Here is a 16,261-nt window from a genome sequence, read left to right as displayed (position 1 = left end):
GGGCCGGGCGCGTCGGGGCGGACAAAAAAGAGCGCGCCGGCATCAGCCGGCGCGCGCAGAGCAGAGGGGCCCGACTTAGAAGTCGTAGCGGGCCGCCAGCTGGAAGTCATCCTTGACGTTGAGCTTGCCGCTCTCTTTGCTGTCGAGGTTGTTGATGCGGTACTCGCCGATGACGCGCAGGTTCTTGTTGAACTTGTACTGGGCGCCCAGGGTGTAGTAGTCGATGGAGTCGTAGTCGGCCTTGCCGGACTGCTCCACCTTCTGTTTGTTCCACAGCGCCATCAGGCCGAAGCCGTTCTCGAAGTTGTAGCCGAGCGCCCCTTCCCAGCCGGTGTGATCCTTGCCGGTGGCCAGGAAGTCGCTGCCGTCCGCATAGCTCAGGGCGGCGTAGACGGCCTTGTTGTCGTACTTGGCGGAGAGCAGCCACAGCTTGGCATCCTCTTCCCCGTTCTTGTCGCGGATACCCACGTTGTAGGCGGTACCCAGTGCCAGATTGAACGGGAAGGTGTAGGCCACGGCGGCGCCGTAGGCGGCATCGCTGTCCTTGCTGGTGGTCTCTTCGGTGTCACCGCCGTCGAACTTGTAGCTGGTATCGATCTGGAAGCCGTTGAACAGACCTGAGTACTTCAGCACGGAACCGGCGCGGTTGGTGGCGAAGGTGTCGGTCTTGGCGCCGAGGGCCTCGTTGCCGTAGCCGTCGGAGAGGGAAACGTCAGTCCAGTCGGCCAGGAAGCCCGGAGCCCCCTTCTGGCGACCGAAGGTGATGTTGCCCCAGTCGGCGCCGACACCGGCGAACGCCAGACGGGTGCGCAGGTTGTCGGAGTTCTCGCTGATGGTCTTCTCGCTGTCGTTGATGTACATCTGCACTTCGTACTGGGCCAGCGCCTTCAGTTGGCTGTTGATCTGGCTGTCGACCTTGGCGCCGAAGCGGACGAACTGGTTGGCGCCCTGCTTGTCGCTGTACTCCTGGGTGCCGTTCGGATGGGTGCTGTCGACCCCTTCCTTCTTGTCACCGAAGAACTGGCCGGCGTAGATGCGGCCGTACAGATCCAGGGTGGTGGTGTCATTCTTGTAAACTTCAACGGCTTGAGCCTGGAAGGCCGCGGTGAGAGCCAGTGCCACTACAGTCAGCTTTTTCATCTTAATCCCTTGTGTTGCAAGCTTTGTTGTAAAAGACGGGGGCCATGCTAGGCAGGGGGGATGACAGCGGGGTGACACTCTCGTGAAGTGTCGGTGGCGGTTTGATGTCAAATTGGTGAAAGGGCCGTGTTTTGTGTGACGAACCGCCACTTTTGCGCGCAAAGGTTTGCCCTTGTGGTAGAATGCCGCCCGTTTTCGAGCTCCAAAGGTTGGATATGCGATGAGACGTGAACTGGCAATCGAGTTTTCCCGAGTGACGGAAGCGGCTGCACTGGCTGGCTACAAGTGGCTCGGACGTGGTGACAAGAATATCGCCGATGGGGCGGCCGTTGCGGCCATGCGCCATATCCTCAATCAGATCCAGATCGATGGTGAGATTGTGATCGGCGAGGGTGAAATTGACGAAGCTCCCATGCTCTACATCGGCGAGAAGGTGGGCACCGGCATGGGCGACGCGGTGGACATCGCGGTCGATCCCATCGAGGGTACCCGCATGACCGCCATGGGTCAGGCCAATGCCCTGGCCGTGCTGGCCGTCGGCGACAAGGGCTCCTTCCTCAAGGCCCCCGACATGTACATGGAGAAGCTGATCGTGGGTCCCAAGGCCAAGGGTGCCATCGACCTCGATCAGGCCCTCGAGCTGAACCTCAAGGCCGTGGCCAAGGCGCTCGGCAAGCCGCTCTCCCGCCTGACCGTGATCACCCTGGCCAAGCCGCGTCACGACAAGGCGATCAAGGAGATGCAGGGTCTGGGTGTGCGGGTGTTCGCCATTCCCGACGGCGACGTGGCCGCCTCCATCCTCACCTGTCTGCCGGACAGCGAAGTGGACATGCTGTATGGCATCGGTGGCGCGCCGGAAGGGGTGATCTCGGCGGCGGTGATCCGCGCGCTGGACGGCGACATGCAGGCCCGCCTGGTGCCCCGTCATCAGGTCAAGGGCGACAGCCCGGAAGTGCGTGCGCTGGGCGAGCAGGAAATTGCCCGCTGCGAGGCGCTCGGCATCGACGTGAGCAAGGTGCTCAAGCTGGAAGACCTGGCCAAGAATGACAACGTCATCTTCTCGGCCACCGGCATCACCAAGGGTGATCTGCTGGACGGCATCACCAGCGACGGCGTCATGGCGACTACCGAGACCCTGCTGATCCGTGGCAAGTCGCGGACCATCCGTCGCATCAAGTCGATCCACTTCCTGGACCGCAAAGACAGCGTGGTGCGCGACATCATCCTGTAAGAAGGAAGATGGCTGTTGCTGAACGACCAAAGCCCGACACTGTCGGGCTTTTTGTTGCCGGTCGGCAAGGGTTATTTCATGGTGTGGCCGGGATAACAGTGAGTAAAATTCCCGCCCTTTGCTACACTGGCGCACCCTGCCGAGGAAAGCATTACATGGAATGTCGTCAAGGTTGCGGTGCCTGCTGCATTGCCCCCAGTATCAGCAGCGCCATTCCCGGCATGCCCGACGGCAAACCGGCCGGCGTGCCCTGTGTGCAGCTCGATGCGCGGCTGGGTTGCAAGATCTTCGGCCAGCCCGAGCGCCCGGCGGTGTGCAGCGGCTTTCGTCCCATGCAGGACGTGTGCGGCTACCACAGGGAAGAGGCCATCTGGCTTATCGGTGAGCTGGAGCGACTGACGGCCTGACCCCTTGACCCTCTCCCTCAGGGAGAGGGTAGGGTGAGGGTGGTAGCTGGTTCCCCCTCATCCCCGACCCTTCTCCCGCGAGGGGAGAAGGGAAATCTGCCATTCGGAACAATCCCAATAAAAAGAGGCCGCAAATGCGGCCTCTTTTTATTTCGCGACGAACTGCGTCAAACATCTGCCAGCTGCAATGCCTGGCGGTAGTACTCGTTGGCCTTGTTGGTGAGGCGGCGCTTGTCCATCACCTGACCGAGAGCGTGGTAGACGGCGGCATTGGGCGCCTTCGCCACCTCCTGCTCCAGCAGGCGCTGGGCCTCGTCCAGCTGACCGGCCAGCAGGTAGACCTGGGCCAGCGCGGCGTCGACGCCCGGCTGATCCTGGATCTTCTGCAGCAGGGTCAGCAGGGGCTGGTAGCTGTCGAGCCTGAGCTTGGGCAGACGGGCCAGCAGCTGGGGCGAGACCTGCTTGCGCAGTGCATCCAGCCACAGCTCGGCCGCTTCATTGTCGGCCCCCAGCTGGCGCAGGCGATCGCCATAGGCGGCCAGCAGCTCGGGATCCTGGCGTAGCTTGCGCGGCAGTGCCTGCCACACCGGGCGCAGGGTATCGAGGGCGCCGCTGGCGGCGTTCAGGCGGCCACGCCAGGCCTGTTGCAGCAGATCCTCTTCCTGTTTGGGGGTCAGCTTGCCCACCTTGTGCAGCGCCGGAATGAGGTCGATGAGGGCGGTCCAGTCCTCGCGGGCCAGGTGCACCTGACGCAGCTGATCCAGCACCATGGGATGGCGCGGGTTGAGGGAGTAGACGGATTCCAGCATGGCCAGCGCGGTGTCGTACTGGCCCTGCTCGATCTGCAGCTGGGTCTGGGTCAGGGTCAGCGCCAGCTCGGCCTTGGGGTTCTCCTCCTGCGCCTTTTGCAGGTATTGATCCCGGCGCACGTCATCGCCCCGTGCCTGGGCCGCCTTGGCGGCGCTCAGGTAGTTGAGCAGCGGGGTGTCGCTGTTGCTGGCGCCCTTGAGCATCAGCTTCTCGGCCTGGCTGTAGTGTCCCTCGGCCATGGCCAGGGTAGCGGCCACGGTCTGCTGGTTGGCCTTGCGGCGCCGGCGCGAGCCATACCAGCCCAGCGTCTTGCGGCGCAGGCCGAATACCCGGCCCAGCACCCACTCGACAATGAGCAGCAGACCGTAGAACAGCACCGCCAGGATCACCGCGCTGGTGACCGAAGACTCCACCGTGTAGTTGCCCAGCGAGATCAGCACATAACCCTTGTTGCCGGAGGCCTGCGGGCCGAAGATGAGGCCGGCCACCATCACGGCCACCAGTACAATCAGACGAATCATGGTGCCCTCCTCAGTTGCTGGCCAGAATGCGCTGCAGGCGCTCGGTCAGCACCTCTTCCAGCATGGCCTGGGTCTTGAAGCGATCCGGGTAGTTGAACTGGATCTGCTCCCCCTTGAGCTTGTCCAGCTCGGACTGCATGTAGTGGGTGGCGCTGTTGTCGGTGTCGAAATACTGGGTCAGCCAGCGCTGGGCCTTGTCCAGGCTGTCGTCATAGAGAGCCTGCTGCTCACGGTAGACGGCGAGCTGGGCCTGCAGCAGCTTGGTCTTGAGGTTCTCGCGCAGGAAGATCTCCTGCTGCGGGGAGAGCAGGGCCTCCACCGCGCCGTCGCGACGGCGGATGGTGATGAAGTTTTCGGTGAACTTGACCCAGTTCTTCTTCAGGTTGCTTTCCCACTCGTCTGGGTTGGTGCTGACGGTCTGATCCGGCTCTGCCTTGGCTTCCGGCATGCTGACGGTGGAGAGCGGCAGCAGCTCGATCTGATCGGAGAGGGCGGCCAGCTTCAGGGTCAGCCCCTCGCGGTCGATGCGCGGCATCCCCTTGAGCTGGGCGATGTCTTCGGCCAGCGCCTTGCGAATGGGCATCAGGCTGGGATCGTTGAGGGCCTTGATGCGCTCGTCTGCATTGCCGAGCAATGTGATGGCGGAGACGAGGTCGTGTTCCAGCCACAGCTTGCGACCGGCCATCCGCACCAGGTATTCGGATTCGGCCAGCATCCAGTCGTTGGGGCGCTTATCGTTGAGATCCAGCACCCGGGTCTGCAGACCCTTGAGCTCGTCCTGCAGCAGTTGTTGCTGCTTGCCGAGGGCGGCCAGCTGTTCGCCATCCTTGCTGTTGCTCTGATCCAGTTTGGCCATGGCGTCAGCCAGCTGCTGCTTGAGGGCGCCAAGTTCGGCCTGCTGGGCCACTGCGTTCTGGTGGCCATGCAGATAGAGTCCGCCGGTCAGGCCGAGAGCCAGCAGGATGGCGATACCGCCGAGCACTGCACCCGAGCCGCCCTTCTTGTTGTTGGTGACCTGCTGGCCGGGTTGCTTGTTGTCGGCCACGGAGGCCGCGGCACTCGGCTGGACTTCTTGCTGTTCAGTCATTCCATCTTCCTCAGTTCCAGAGCGGCCGTCAGGGCCTGGTTGGATGCACCCTGGGCAATCGTGATATGGGTAAAGCCCGCCGCCGCGGCCATCTCGGCCACCCGCGGGCTGGGGACCACCAGCAGGCGGTCGTGCAGCCAGGGCTGCTGCCGGTCCGGGACCAGTTCCAGCAGCCGTTGCAGCAGTTCGCCACTGGTGACGAGCAGGCTGTCGAGCCCGGCCGCCTGCCAGTGGCGGGTCAATGCGTCCCCGTCCAGAGCGGGGTAGTGGCGCTCATAGGCCGCACAATAGTGCACCAGTGCGCCGCGTGAGGCCAGCGTCCGGGCGATGAGATCCCGGCCGCCATTGCCGCGCAGGATCAGCACCCGCTTGCCGTTCACCTGTTGCAGGCCGGACAGGGCCAGCAGCCCCTCGCTGCGCGGATCCTCCGGGCAGGCTGCCGTGATACCGACGGCCGAAAAGGCGTCCGCGCTGGCCTGGCCGACTGCAAAGTAGTCAATATTTGGCCAGGTCTGACCAGTTTGCAACAGAAAATGATGAGTGAAATTAACTGCATGCATGCTGACGGCGATGACGATGTCGGCCTGGGGCAGCAGTTCGGGCAGGCGCTGCAGCTCGCCGCCCGCCACGGTTTCCAGCAGCGGGCAGCAGAGCGGTGCGTGGCCGTGCTGGCGCAGCAGTGCCACCAGTTCGGCGGCCTGGGCGGCCGGGCGCACCACCAGCGGGACCATCAGGGCTGGCTCCGGCATGCAGGCCATGCTTCGAACCGGCCCGCACTCATGCCCGGTAGACCTCGGCCAGGATGGCATCGGCACCATCGGCCAGCAGGCGCTGGGCCAGGGTGTGACCGAGGGCCTCGCCGTCGGCCAGCGGGCCGCGGATCTCGTCGCGGATGACGCGGCTGCCATCCGGGCTGCCCACCAGGCCGCGCAGCCACACTTCTTCTCCCTCTACCAGGGCGTAGGCCCCGATGGGGACCTGACAGCCCCCCTGCAGGGCACGGTTCATGGCGCGCTCGGTCAGCACCCGGATCCGGGTTTCGGGGTGCTCGAGCGGGGCCAGCAGGGCGTGCAGTTCGTGATCGTCGAGGCGGCACTCGATGCCGACCGCGCCCTGGCCATTGGCGGGCAGGCTCTGTTCCGGCTCGATGAAGGCGGTGATGCGGTGCGCCATCTCCAGCCGTTTCAGGCCGGCGGCGGCGAGGATGATGGCGTCGTATTCACCGGCGTCCAGCTTGGCGAGACGGGTGTTGACGTTGCCGCGCAGGTCGCGAATGACCAGATCCGGGCGTGCCGCTCGCAGCTGGCACTGGCGACGCAGGCTGGAGGTGCCGACCACGGCGCCTTGCGGCAGCTCGTCAATGGCGGTGAAGCGGTTGGAGACGAAGGCATCGCGCGGATCTTCGCGCTCGCAGATGGTGTGCAGGCCGAGCCCCTCGGGGAACTCAACCGGCACGTCTTTCATGGAGTGCACGGCGATGTCGGCCCGTCCCTCCAGCATGGCCGTTTCCAGCTCCTTGACGAACAACCCCTTGCCGCCGACCTTGGCGAGCGGGGTATCCAGGATCTTGTCACCCTGAGTGCTCATGGGGACCAGCTCGACCTGCAACTCGGGGTACAGGGCTTCCAGCCGGTCTTTGACGAAGTTGGCCTGCCACATGGCCAGGGGGCTCTTGCGAGTGGCAATTTTCAGGGTTCGGGCTGCCATATCAATCAGTTGTTTCATCTTTAGAAGGAAAACGATCTTACCACCCTTTGCAGGGGCTTTCATGGCACAGCCGGCAAAAGCGGGGCCAAGCTCAAAAACAGCGGCTGAAAATGATTTTCATTAAACTAAAATGCAAGGTTAATTGATTGAAATTTAAAAAAATTATTGCTTTCCAATGATACTGTTTAGTGACTTGTCATAAATAATCCGGCGATTGTGTGCGGGCTTGTTTACCGCCGCTGTTTGCATTGTTAACATGATCACACTTTTTTGACGTCTCCCCGTTTTGGTGCGTCATTTATCACCTCGTATAGGCAGGGCATTGCTGGTAAAACTCGACACGCTGGTGGCGCGCTACGACGACATCAATCGTCTCAAGACGCAGCGGGCGTTAGGTCTCATGAGTCGCTACGGGCAGCAGGTCTTCCAGCTGTTACCCGTCATGCTGCACTTCAATCACCCCCTGCTGCCCGGTTATGTGGCGGGGGATGTGCCGCACGGCATCTGGAGTTTTACCGCCAACGACGCCCAGCAGGCCTTCATCGAGGATCTCTGCCAGAACGCCAACTGCCAGAACGGCCTCACCACCCATGACAAGTCGATCCAGGGGCTCTACTCCATGGGCAGCACCTCGTCCATCGGTCAGTGCTGCCACTCGGATCTCGACATCTGGGTCTGCCACGTGGCCGGTCTGTCGCAGGAACGGCTCGCGCTGCTGGATCTCAAGTGTCAGCAACTCTCAAAGTGGGCCGAGCAGCGGGGGGTCGATCTCAACTTCTTCCTGATCCCCGAGGACAAGTTCCGCCAGCGCAACGACGCCCAGATGCAGGGGGAGAGCTGCGGCAGCGCCCAGCACCTGCTGCTGCTCGACGAGTTCTACCGCAGCGCTATGCACATCGCCGGCAAGCGGCTGCTCTGGTATCTGGTGCCGGCCGAGTATGACGATCACTACGACGACTACGTCAACGGCCTGTTTGCCCACGGCAAGCTGAGCCAGGATGACTGGCTCGATCTGGGGGGGTTCAACCGCATTCCGGCCGAGGAGTATTTCGGCTCTGCCCTCTGGCAGCTCTACAAGGGCATCGACTCCCCCTACAAGGCAGTGCTCAAGTCGGTGCTGATGGAGGCCTACTCCCACGAGTACCCCAACACCCGCCTGCTGTCGGTGACCAGCCGCGACTGGTTCCAGCACAACGAGGGGATGCACTACCGGCTCGACAACTACTGCCTGATGCTGGACAAGGTGACCAACTACCTCAAGTCCATCGGCGACATGCAGCGGCTCGATCTGGTGCGCCGCTGTTTCTATCTCAAAGTGTGCGACGGCCTCAGCCATCCGAAAGAGGATCACTCCCCGGCCTGGCGCCGCGAGCTGATGACCCAGCTGGTGGACTACTGGGGCTGGAGCCGGGAGAGGCTGCAGCATCTGGATCACCGCCAGGAGTGGAAGGTGGAGGACGTCAAGGTGGCCTACGCCGAGCTGCTGGAGGCCCTGATGCAGAGCTACCGCAACCTCATCCAGTTTGCCCGGCGCAACAACATCAGCGAGTCCATCAACCCGGAAGACATCGGCATACTGTCGCGCAAGCTCTATGCCGCGTTCGAGAGCCTGCCGGGCAAGGTGCAGCGTATCAACCTCAAGATAGCGCCGGACTTGAGCGAGCCGGATCTCAGCTTCGTGCAGGTGCCGCACGGCCGTCTGAACCGCGCCGGCTGGTATCTCTACAAGCATTCGCTGGAGCCGGTGGACATCATAGGCCGGGCGCCGCTCGAATATAACGGCTACATCAGCAAGCTGGTCTCCTGGGCCTACTTCAACGGTCTGCTGACGCCCCAGTCCCGGGTGCACCTGTTCAATCAGGGCTCGGATCTGCACATCGACAACCTGCACCAGTTCTGTCGCGATCTCTCCGGCACCTTCCCGGTCAAGTATCCCCGTGCCACCAACCTGGCCCTGAGCCGGCCCTGCGAAATTCGCCAGCTCTCCATCTTCCTCAACCTGGAGACGGACCCAACCAGCCACTGGGTGGGTCAGGTGATCGAATTCGACGCCAATGCCGCCGACGTCTTCTCGTTCGGCCGCAATCTGGAGTGTCTGGTGGGCTCGGTGGACCTGGTCTATCGCAACTCCTGGAGCGAGATCCGTACCCTCCACTTCCAGGGGGACGAAGCCGTGGTCGACGCCCTCACCACCATACTCGGCAAGATGCACCAGGATGCCGCCGCCCCCGAGATGATCGAGGTGTTCTGCTACAGCCAGCACTTCCGCTCCCTGGTGCGCAGCCGCTTCCAGCAGCTGGTGGCCGAGTGCATCGAGCTGCGTCTGGCCCGCGACAAGCAGCAGCTGGTCAAGACGCTGGCGCTTGGCAAGGAGAAGTACGGCATCTTCTTCGAGCGGCGCGGGGTGTCGGTCAAGAAGCTGGAGAACGCGGTCGACTTCTACCGCCACATCTCCCACAACAAGCTGGATCACCTGCCGCTGCGGCTCGACAAGACCCACAGCCAGCACCTGCCCGGCATCGTCGACGCCTACGCCAGCGAGGGGTTGGTGCAGTTCTTCTTCGATACCCGGGATGCGGGCACCAACATCTATATCCTGGATGAGGCGAACCGGGTGGAGATCTACCAGCACTTCGCCGGCAACAAGGATGAGCTGGTGCAGGGGGTGAACCGCTTCTACACCTCCAGCCACGAGCGCTTCAGCGACGCGGGCCAGTTCAGCAACTTCAACTTGCCCCAGTACTACGAGATAGTGCAGATCAATGGCGAGCTGGAGGTGATCCCCTATCGCAGCCAGGGTCAGCTGCGCGATGGCGGCCAGGGGCGCGAACTCGGCTCCGCCGCAGGCGCGGGGTAGGGCAGGGGCCGGTCCGGCGTGCGCGCAAGCGCCCCGGTCTCGGCCCCCTGCTGCACAGGATCATCGCCCATATCGAATGAAAACGGCCTGCATCTGCAGGCCGTTTGGCTATCCGAAGTTGACTCAGCCCGCGAGGCGGGCCAGCAGCCACTGGCGGATGTCGTCGAGCTGCGGGCGGCAGATCTCGTGGCGCATGGGGTACTCGTGCCACTCGGGGGAGAGTCCGGCCGCTTCCAGCCGGTTCTTGGCGTCCCAGCCCATGGAGAGGCTCACCACGTCGTCATAGATGCCGTGCATATAGCAGATGGGCAGGTCGCGGGCGGCTTCGCTCATCTCGCCAAGCAGGGCGTCGGGCGCCGCCAGGTAGGTGGACATGCAGAGCAGGCCCGCCAGGCGCTGCGGCAGGTGCAGGGCGGTGAAGGAGGCAATCACGCCCCCTTGGGAGAAGCCGGCCAGCACGATGCACTCGGGGGCGAAGCCCTCGGCCACCAGTTGCTCGATCAGCGCGGCGATGCGGGCCGCAGACTCCCTGACGTGGGACTCCACGGCGCGATCCGCCGGGTCCTCGAAGCTTCTGATGTCGTACCAGCCGCGCATCTTGTAGCCCATGTTGATGGTGATGGGCCGCTCGGGTGCATCGGGCAGCAGGTGACGCACCGGCAGGTCGGCGGGCAGGGCCAGCGCATCCACCAAGGGGGCCAGGCCGGCGCCGGAATCCCCCAACCCGTGCAGCCAGATCACCGCATGACGGGCATCGGCAGGGTGCAGGTCGATCATGGGAACTGGACGGGCTCGCCCGCCTGGGAGCTACAGGCCTGGCTCAGCAGGGTCTTGAGCTCGTGGCCGAAGCGGTTGTCGATCCAGCTTTCCCCTTGCAGCTCGAAGTGGAAGCCGTTCTCGCGGGTGGCGACCCAGATCTGGTGCAGGGGCTCCTGCTTGTTGATGATGACCTTGGTCTTGTTCTCGAAGCTCAGGGTCAAGACCCCGCCAGCGCGTTCGCAGTCGATATCCGGATACCCCTCGTCGATGGTGTCTTCCACATACTGGAAAAAGGCGTCGGTCAGGGCGTGATACTCGTGATCCTTCATCGGTTTATCCTGTTGCTTTTAACAATGTGAGTGCGATTATAGAGGGCCAAAAATTTTTTCGCAGCGAACCATTATGATTACCCAGCTTACCAAGTGTCTGCTTGCCACTCTTCTGTCTCTTGGTTTGGCCGCGTGTGGCCTGACGGGACCGCTCTACATGCCACCCCCCGAGCAGCCCCAGACCCAGAGCACACAGCAAGCACAGACGCCTGCGACCGCCGAGGCAGCCCCAGAGGCCGCGCCGCAATAATTTAGGAAGGAACCGCCCCCTTGGATCACTTTAACTACGACGCCGATGGCCAGCTTCAGGCCGAACACACCTCGCTGCAACAACTTGCCGAGCAGTACGGCACCCCGCTGTACGTCTACTCCCGCGCCACCCTGGAACGCCACTGGCACGCCTTCGACAAGGCAGCGGGCGACATCCCCCATCTGATCTGCTACGCGGTCAAGGCCAACTCCAACCTGGCGCTGCTCAACCTTCTGGCCCGCCTGGGTTCGGGTTTTGACATCGTCTCCGGCGGCGAGCTGTCGCGGGTGCTGGCGGCGGGCGGCGATCCGGCCAAGGTGGTCTTCTCCGGCGTCGCCAAGAGCGAGGCCGAGATGCGCCTCGCGCTGGATAAAGAGATCCTCTGCTTCAACCTGGAGTCGGAAGCCGAACTGGAGCGTCTGAACCGGGTGGCGGGCAGCATGGGCAAGAAGGCCCGGGTGTCGGTGCGGGTCAACCCCGACATCGACGCCGGTACTCATCCCTATATCTCCACCGGCCTCAAGCAGAACAAGTTCGGCATTCCCATCGAGCTGGCGCCCGCCATCTACCGCAAGGCGGCGGCCATGGCCAACATCGAGATCGTCGGGGTGGATTGCCATATCGGCTCGCAACTCACTGAATTGAATCCCTTTATGGAGGCGGCCGACAAGCTGCTGCGGCTGATCGACGGCCTGGCGGCGGAAGGCATCCACATCCACCACCTGGACGTGGGTGGCGGCCTGGGAGTCAACTATGGCGCCGAGCAGCCGCCCCATCCCAGCGAATATGCCGAGGCGCTCAAGCAGAAGCTCGCGGGCCGGGATCTGACCCTGCTGTTCGAACCGGGCCGTGCCATCGTCGCCAATGCCGGCGTGCTGCTGACCCGGGTCGAGTACCTCAAGCCGGGCGAGAGCCGCAACTTCGCCCTGATCGACGCCGGTATGAACGATCTGCTGCGCCCCTCTCTCTACGGCGCCTGGATGAACATCATCGAGGTGGACAGCCGCGCGAGCCACGAGCAGGCGGTTTACGACGTGGTCGGCCCGGTGTGCGAGACCGGCGACTTCCTCGGCAAGGAGCGCACCCTGGCGATCGCCGAGGGCTCCTTGCTGGCGGTGCGTTCCGCCGGTGCCTACGGCTTTACCATGTCCTCCAACTACAACACCCGTCCGCGCGCCGCCGAAGTGCTGGTGGACGGGGCGCAGTCGTTCCTCATCAGAGAGCGCGAGCAGTTGGCGGATCTCTGGCGCGGTGAGCACTTGCTGCCCTGATGGTTGATGGATTTCTCTAAGCGTTCCTCCGGGTGAGAGCGTGAACAAGGGTACAGGAACGCACGATGTTGATAGATTTTTCCAAGATGCACGGCCTCGGGAACGACTTCATGGTGGTGGATGGCGTCACCCAGAAGGTGTTTTTCAGCAATGACGTCATCAAGAAGCTGGCGGATCGCCACTTCGGCATCGGCTTCGACCAGCTGCTGCTGGTGGAGCCGCCTTATGATCCCGAGCTCGACTTTCACTACCGCATCTTCAATGCCGATGGCAGCGAGGTGGAGCAGTGCGGCAACGGTGCCCGCTGTTTCGCCCGCTTCGTCCGCCTCAAGGGGCTGATCAACCGGGATCGCATCGCGGTGAGCACGGCGCGCGGCCGCATCGTGCTGCAGCTGGAGGGGGAGAACCAGGTCACGGTCAACATGGGGGTGCCCCAGTTCGAGCCGGGCAAGATCCCGTTTCGGGCCCAGAAGGCGGAAAAAACCTACCTGCTGCGGGCCCAGGAGCATACTGTGATGTGCGGGGCCGTCTCCATGGGCAATCCCCACTGCGTCATCGAGGTGCCTTCGGTGGCCGATGCGCCGGTGGAGACCCTGGGTCCCATCATGGAGCGCCATGAACGCTTTCCCGAGCGGGTCAACGTCGGCTTCATGGAGACGGTCAACGCCAGCGAGATCAAGCTGCGGGTGTTCGAGCGCGGGGTGGGCGAGACGCTCGCCTGCGGCACCGGCGCCTGCGCCGCCGTGGTGATCGGCATCAGCCAGGGCAAGCTCAAGGAGCGGGTCACCGTCACCCTGCCGGGTGGCAAGCTGACCATCGCCTGGAAGGGGCCGGGTCAGCCGGTCTACATGACCGGGCCGGCCGAGCACGTGTTTGACGGCCAGATAGAGTTATAGGCACGGGCGGGGAGCCCCCGCACTGCCAAGCACTAATGTCGGGGCCCTTGGCCCCTTTTTCGGATGGACCAACCAAGTTATGAGCGAACTCAAACGGCAGGAACCACTGGTGGATGAAGCCACAGTGCTGGAGTACCTGGCCCGTTATCCCGAGTTTTTCCAGCGCCACGCGGCCATGCTGGACCGGATCCGCATTCCCCATGAACAAAAGGGTGCCATCTCCCTGGTGGAGCGCCAACTGGATCGCCAGCGCGAGCGCATCGAGCAGCTGGAGCAGGAGATCACCGAGCTGATGGGGATCGCCAGCGAGAACGAGCGGATCTTCCGGGTCTATGCCGATCTCTACGGCGAGCTGTACGGCTGTCGGAGCCTGTTCGAGGTGAGCGCGGTGATGGGCAAGGCGTTCGTGCAGCGGCTGCGACTGACCGGCCTGCGGCTCTGGCTCAGCCCGAAAAAATTCCAGTTGAGCGGCCCCGAGCAGAAGTTCATGGCGGAGGGCAAACAGCTCGAACAGCTGCTGGGTCAGCGCCTGCCGGGTCAGGATTATTACTTCGGCCGGCTCAACCAGAGCGAGAAGCAGGCGCTGTTCGGTCACGACGTGCTGGTCAACTCGGTGGCCCTGATGCGGCTCGGCGATCTCGGCGTGCTGGCCTTCGCCAGCTCGGACCCGAGCCACTTCACTCCCCACAACGACACCCTGCTGCTGGGTCAGCTCGGCCGCCTGCTGCAGCTGCGCCTGCCCGAGCTGGCCCGTGGCTAAGGCGCCAGCCAGCCCCTCCACCAAGGCGGCGCCTGCCGCCGAGCTCCTGCCGGCCGCGCTGGCGGGGGAGCTTGCGGCCTTCATCGAATACCTGCGGGTCGAGCGCCAGCTCAGCCCCCACACCCGCAGCAACTACCAGGCCCATCTGGAAGCCATGACCGCCGAGCTGGTGAAGCTCGGGGTCGATGACTGGGCCCGACTCGAGGCGAGCCAGGTGCGCAGCCTGGTGACCCGGATGCACAAGGCCGGGCTCGCGCCCCGCTCGCTCGCCACCAAGGTCTCCGCCCTGCGCAGCTTCTGTGACTGGCAGGTGCGCCAGGGGCGGCTGGTCGCCAATCCGGCCCGGGGCATCGTCACCCCCAAGCAGGGGCGGCCGCTGCCCAAGAATCTGGACGTGGACGAGATGTATCAGCTGCTCAACATCACCGACGAGCAGGATCCGCTGGCGGTGCGGGATCGCGCCATCATGGAGCTGATGTACTCCTCCGGCCTGCGGCTCGCCGAGCTGGTGGGGCTCAATCTGGCGGACGTGAAGCTCGACGAGCGCCAGCTCAGGGTGACCGGCAAGGGCTCGCGGGAGCGGGTGCTGCCGGTGGGGCGGATGGCGGTGGAGTGGCTGCAAAAATGGCTCAAGCTGCGCCCGCTGCTGGCCGGCGACGAGCAGGAGGCGCTGTTCGTCTCCAAACGCCGGCAGCGCCTGTCGGCCCGCTCGGTGCAGGAGCGGCTCGACGGCTGGGGCAACAAACAGGCGCTCAACGCCCATGTCCATCCCCACAAGCTGCGCCACAGCTTCGCCACCCACATGCTGGAGTCCTCCGGCGATCTGCGGGCGGTGCAGGAGCTGCTGGGGCACGCCGATCTCTCTACCACCCAGATCTACACCCACCTCGACTTCCAGCACCTGGCCAAGGTGTATGACAGCGCCCACCCACGGGCGAAGCGGGATCCCGCTACCCCGGACGACGAATGACGGGGGCCGGGTAGCCGGCCCCGACAAGAGGAGAGACCATGCAGTTCTATCGCCGCTGGCAGCCGGTGGCCGCCATCTCGTTTGACCTCGACGACACCCTCTATGACAACGGCCCCGCCATCGAGCGAGCCGAGCAGTGGATGCTGGCCCACCTGCGCAGCGAATACCTGGCCACCGCCATGCTGGACAGGCCGCGCTGGCTGGAGCTCAAGCGCAACCTGCTGCTGGAACAACCTGCGCTGCGCGACGACGTCAGCCTGGCGCGCCGGCACGGCATCCAGGCCGCGCTGATGGCGGGAGGCATGGCCGAGACCCGGGCCGCGCAGGAAGCTGAGTCGGTGTTCGCCGCGTTTCTGGCCGAGCGCTCGAAGATAGAGGTGAGCGACGAGACCCATGCCCTGCTGGCCCGGCTGGCGGCACGCTACCCGCTGGCAGTCATCACCAACGGCAACCTGGATCTGGTCCAGGCTGGCCTCGCGGATTACTTCACCCTGGTCTGCAAGGCTGGTCTTGGCAGCAGAATGAAGCCGGCGTCGGACATGTTCGTGCAGGTGCAAAAGACCCTGGGGCTCGCCCCCGACCGCATTTTGCACGTGGGGGACCACCCGCAGACCGACGTGCTTGGGGCCCGGCTGCACGGCTTCAAGGCCGCCTGGCTCAATGAGCATCAGCAACCCGGAGAGCGGCTGCAACTGCTGCCGGACGTGGAGCTGGCCGCGCTGGGCGAGCTAGCCGACCTGCTGCTCTAGTCAGACCTCAACAGCCGCCATGCATCCCTTGTCGGCCGCTCATTCACTGTTGGTCGAAACCGATACTCGGTCATGCCGGAGCAGTCACTCGCTGCGGCAAATCAGACCACGGAGATCGTAAGGGGCGGGCTGGTTGACCCGGCAGTAGCCTAACCCGGCGGGCAGCGCCTGTTGCAGGGTGATGGCAGTCTCCCGGTAGTGGCAGACCAGATAGAAGGGGCGCGGATTGTGGCGATCCAGGCTCCAGTAGTGGATGGCATGGCTGTCGCCGTTGTCCGGCTTGAGCTGGGCGCGCTCGTCGGGGTCGCCGTCGAACAGGGCCAGGTTCTCCAGCCGGTGGCGAAGAGGCTGGTGCTGCTCCCCCAGCTCGTTGCGGATAACGGCCTGCCACCCCTGGGTCGTGCCCAGCAGTTGCTGGCGGGTCTCGATGGTGGCGGGGCAGTCAAATTGCAGGGTGGCGCTCAGGGCCAGCGGGGTCAGCAGCATGGAACACGTCTCGAATGGAAAGTATGGGCTC

The 16,261-nt window shown here is 64.0% G+C and carries 17 protein-coding genes; 9 read left to right on the top strand and 8 right to left on the bottom strand.

Going from position 1 to position 16,261, the window contains the following annotated elements; translation table 11 throughout:
- Window positions 1-75 precede the first annotated feature (75 nt).
- Window positions 76-1,140: a porin gene (locus tag BN1143_RS17585; RefSeq protein WP_010635316.1), complete on the bottom strand. Its 1,065-nt coding sequence runs from the start codon at window positions 1,138-1,140 to the stop codon at window positions 76-78.
- Window positions 1,141-1,360: 220 nt separating this feature from the next.
- Between BN1143_RS17585 and glpX the strand changes: the two genes are divergently transcribed.
- Window positions 1,361-2,371: a class II fructose-bisphosphatase gene (gene glpX, locus BN1143_RS17580; protein ID WP_005308234.1), complete on the top strand. Its 1,011-nt coding sequence runs from the start codon at window positions 1,361-1,363 to the stop codon at window positions 2,369-2,371.
- A 155-nt stretch (window positions 2,372-2,526) separates the two neighbouring features.
- Complete coding sequence (locus BN1143_RS17575) at window positions 2,527-2,778, top strand: YkgJ family cysteine cluster protein (RefSeq protein ID WP_042009009.1); 252 nt, start codon at window positions 2,527-2,529, stop codon at window positions 2,776-2,778.
- A 167-nt stretch (window positions 2,779-2,945) separates the two neighbouring features.
- On the opposite strand, the gene BN1143_RS17570 is transcribed toward BN1143_RS17575, so the two are convergent.
- Genes BN1143_RS17570 through hemC form a run of 4 tightly spaced genes read right to left on the bottom strand, consistent with a single transcriptional unit; the run spans window position 2,946 to window position 6,903 of the window.
- On the bottom strand, window positions 2,946-4,109 hold the full coding sequence (locus BN1143_RS17570; RefSeq protein ID WP_042009007.1) for a heme biosynthesis HemY N-terminal domain-containing protein: 1,164 nt from the start codon (window positions 4,107-4,109) through the stop codon (window positions 2,946-2,948).
- 10 nt (window positions 4,110-4,119) lie between these two features.
- The gene (locus BN1143_RS17565) at window positions 4,120-5,196 is read right to left on the bottom strand and encodes a uroporphyrinogen-III C-methyltransferase (RefSeq protein ID WP_042051543.1); all 1,077 of its coding nucleotides are present in this window, start codon (window positions 5,194-5,196) and stop codon (window positions 4,120-4,122) included.
- Entirely contained in the window at window positions 5,193-5,927 is a 735-nt protein-coding gene (locus BN1143_RS17560) for a uroporphyrinogen-III synthase (protein WP_042051574.1), read from the bottom strand. The genes BN1143_RS17565 and BN1143_RS17560 overlap by 4 nt, the downstream gene beginning before the upstream one ends.
- Window positions 5,928-5,973: 46 nt before the next feature.
- Window positions 5,974-6,903, bottom strand: coding sequence for a hydroxymethylbilane synthase (gene hemC / locus BN1143_RS17555; RefSeq protein WP_010635311.1), 930 nt, complete (start codon window positions 6,901-6,903; stop codon window positions 5,974-5,976).
- A gap of 322 nt (window positions 6,904-7,225) precedes the next feature.
- Here hemC and BN1143_RS17550 point away from each other — a divergent pair, with 322 nt between their 5' ends.
- Window positions 7,226-9,760: a class I adenylate cyclase gene (locus BN1143_RS17550; protein ID WP_010635310.1), complete on the top strand. Its 2,535-nt coding sequence runs from the start codon at window positions 7,226-7,228 to the stop codon at window positions 9,758-9,760.
- A 123-nt stretch (window positions 9,761-9,883) separates the two neighbouring features.
- Here BN1143_RS17550 and BN1143_RS17545 read toward each other — a convergent pair whose 3' ends face one another.
- Together BN1143_RS17545 and cyaY are read right to left on the bottom strand one after the other, a co-directional pair.
- A complete protein-coding gene (locus BN1143_RS17545) occupies window positions 9,884-10,537 on the bottom strand; it encodes an alpha/beta hydrolase (protein WP_042051542.1) in 654 nt (217 codons plus the stop codon).
- Window positions 10,534-10,848, bottom strand: coding sequence for an iron donor protein CyaY (gene cyaY, locus BN1143_RS17540; protein WP_005308252.1), 315 nt, complete (start codon window positions 10,846-10,848; stop codon window positions 10,534-10,536). Before cyaY ends, BN1143_RS17545 begins: the two co-directional genes overlap by 4 nt.
- Window positions 10,849-10,921: 73 nt before the next feature.
- Here cyaY and lptM point away from each other — a divergent pair, with 73 nt between their 5' ends.
- The 6 genes from lptM to BN1143_RS17515 all read left to right on the top strand — a co-directional run bounded on the left by lptM (window position 10,922) and on the right by BN1143_RS17515 (window position 15,744).
- Complete coding sequence (gene lptM, locus BN1143_RS22485) at window positions 10,922-11,098, top strand: LPS translocon maturation chaperone LptM (protein ID WP_139431278.1); 177 nt, start codon at window positions 10,922-10,924, stop codon at window positions 11,096-11,098.
- 20 nt (window positions 11,099-11,118) lie between these two features.
- Window positions 11,119-12,369, top strand: a complete 1,251-nt coding sequence (gene lysA / locus BN1143_RS17535) for a diaminopimelate decarboxylase (RefSeq protein WP_005308254.1) — start codon at window positions 11,119-11,121, stop codon at window positions 12,367-12,369.
- A 65-nt stretch (window positions 12,370-12,434) separates the two neighbouring features.
- Window positions 12,435-13,265, top strand: a complete 831-nt coding sequence (dapF, locus tag BN1143_RS17530) for a diaminopimelate epimerase (RefSeq protein WP_005308255.1) — start codon at window positions 12,435-12,437, stop codon at window positions 13,263-13,265.
- A 79-nt stretch (window positions 13,266-13,344) separates the two neighbouring features.
- Window positions 13,345-14,025, top strand: a complete 681-nt coding sequence (locus tag BN1143_RS17525) for a DUF484 family protein (RefSeq protein ID WP_005308258.1) — start codon at window positions 13,345-13,347, stop codon at window positions 14,023-14,025.
- Complete coding sequence (xerC, locus tag BN1143_RS17520; RefSeq protein ID WP_042051541.1) at window positions 14,018-14,995, top strand: tyrosine recombinase XerC; 978 nt, start codon at window positions 14,018-14,020, stop codon at window positions 14,993-14,995. The genes BN1143_RS17525 and xerC overlap by 8 nt, the downstream gene beginning before the upstream one ends.
- 38 nt (window positions 14,996-15,033) lie before the next feature.
- Complete coding sequence (locus tag BN1143_RS17515) at window positions 15,034-15,744, top strand: HAD-IA family hydrolase (protein WP_042051540.1); 711 nt, start codon at window positions 15,034-15,036, stop codon at window positions 15,742-15,744.
- Between the two features lie 84 nt (window positions 15,745-15,828).
- Here the strand turns inward: BN1143_RS17515 and BN1143_RS17510 are convergent, their stop codons facing one another.
- A complete protein-coding gene (locus tag BN1143_RS17510; RefSeq protein ID WP_042051538.1) occupies window positions 15,829-16,230 on the bottom strand; it encodes an STY0301 family protein in 402 nt (133 codons plus the stop codon).
- Window positions 16,231-16,261: the final 31 nt, after the last annotated feature.

Origin of the sequence: Aeromonas dhakensis, from assembly GCF_000820305.1 — a bacterium.
GTDB lineage: Bacteria > Pseudomonadota > Gammaproteobacteria > Enterobacterales > Aeromonadaceae > Aeromonas > Aeromonas dhakensis.
This window is presented reverse-complemented; position numbering and strand designations above follow the sequence as displayed.

Excerpts from the sequence above, each read along its gene's own strand:
- BN1143_RS17585 (WP_010635316.1), bottom strand. The coding sequence starts at position 1,140 with ATGAAAAAGCTGACTGTAGTGGCACTGGCTCTCACCGCGGCCTTCCAG.
- glpX (WP_005308234.1), top strand. The coding sequence starts at position 1,361 with ATGAGACGTGAACTGGCAATCGAGTTTTCCCGAGTGACGGAAGCGGCT.
- BN1143_RS17575 (WP_042009009.1), top strand. The coding sequence starts at position 2,527 with ATGGAATGTCGTCAAGGTTGCGGTGCCTGCTGCATTGCCCCCAGTATC.
- BN1143_RS17570 (WP_042009007.1), bottom strand. The coding sequence starts at position 4,109 with ATGATTCGTCTGATTGTACTGGTGGCCGTGATGGTGGCCGGCCTCATC.
- BN1143_RS17565 (WP_042051543.1), bottom strand. The coding sequence starts at position 5,196 with ATGACTGAACAGCAAGAAGTCCAGCCGAGTGCCGCGGCCTCCGTGGCC.
- BN1143_RS17560 (WP_042051574.1), bottom strand. The coding sequence starts at position 5,927 with ATGGTCCCGCTGGTGGTGCGCCCGGCCGCCCAGGCCGCCGAACTGGTG.
- hemC (WP_010635311.1), bottom strand. The coding sequence starts at position 6,903 with ATGGCAGCCCGAACCCTGAAAATTGCCACTCGCAAGAGCCCCCTGGCC.
- BN1143_RS17545 (WP_042051542.1), bottom strand. The coding sequence starts at position 10,537 with ATGATCGACCTGCACCCTGCCGATGCCCGTCATGCGGTGATCTGGCTG.
- cyaY (WP_005308252.1), bottom strand. The coding sequence starts at position 10,848 with ATGAAGGATCACGAGTATCACGCCCTGACCGACGCCTTTTTCCAGTAT.
- lptM (WP_139431278.1), top strand. The coding sequence starts at position 10,922 with ATGATTACCCAGCTTACCAAGTGTCTGCTTGCCACTCTTCTGTCTCTT.
- dapF (WP_005308255.1), top strand. The coding sequence starts at position 12,435 with ATGTTGATAGATTTTTCCAAGATGCACGGCCTCGGGAACGACTTCATG.
- BN1143_RS17525 (WP_005308258.1), top strand. The coding sequence starts at position 13,345 with ATGAGCGAACTCAAACGGCAGGAACCACTGGTGGATGAAGCCACAGTG.
- BN1143_RS17515 (WP_042051540.1), top strand. The coding sequence starts at position 15,034 with ATGCAGTTCTATCGCCGCTGGCAGCCGGTGGCCGCCATCTCGTTTGAC.
- BN1143_RS17510 (WP_042051538.1), bottom strand. The coding sequence starts at position 16,230 with ATGCTGCTGACCCCGCTGGCCCTGAGCGCCACCCTGCAATTTGACTGC.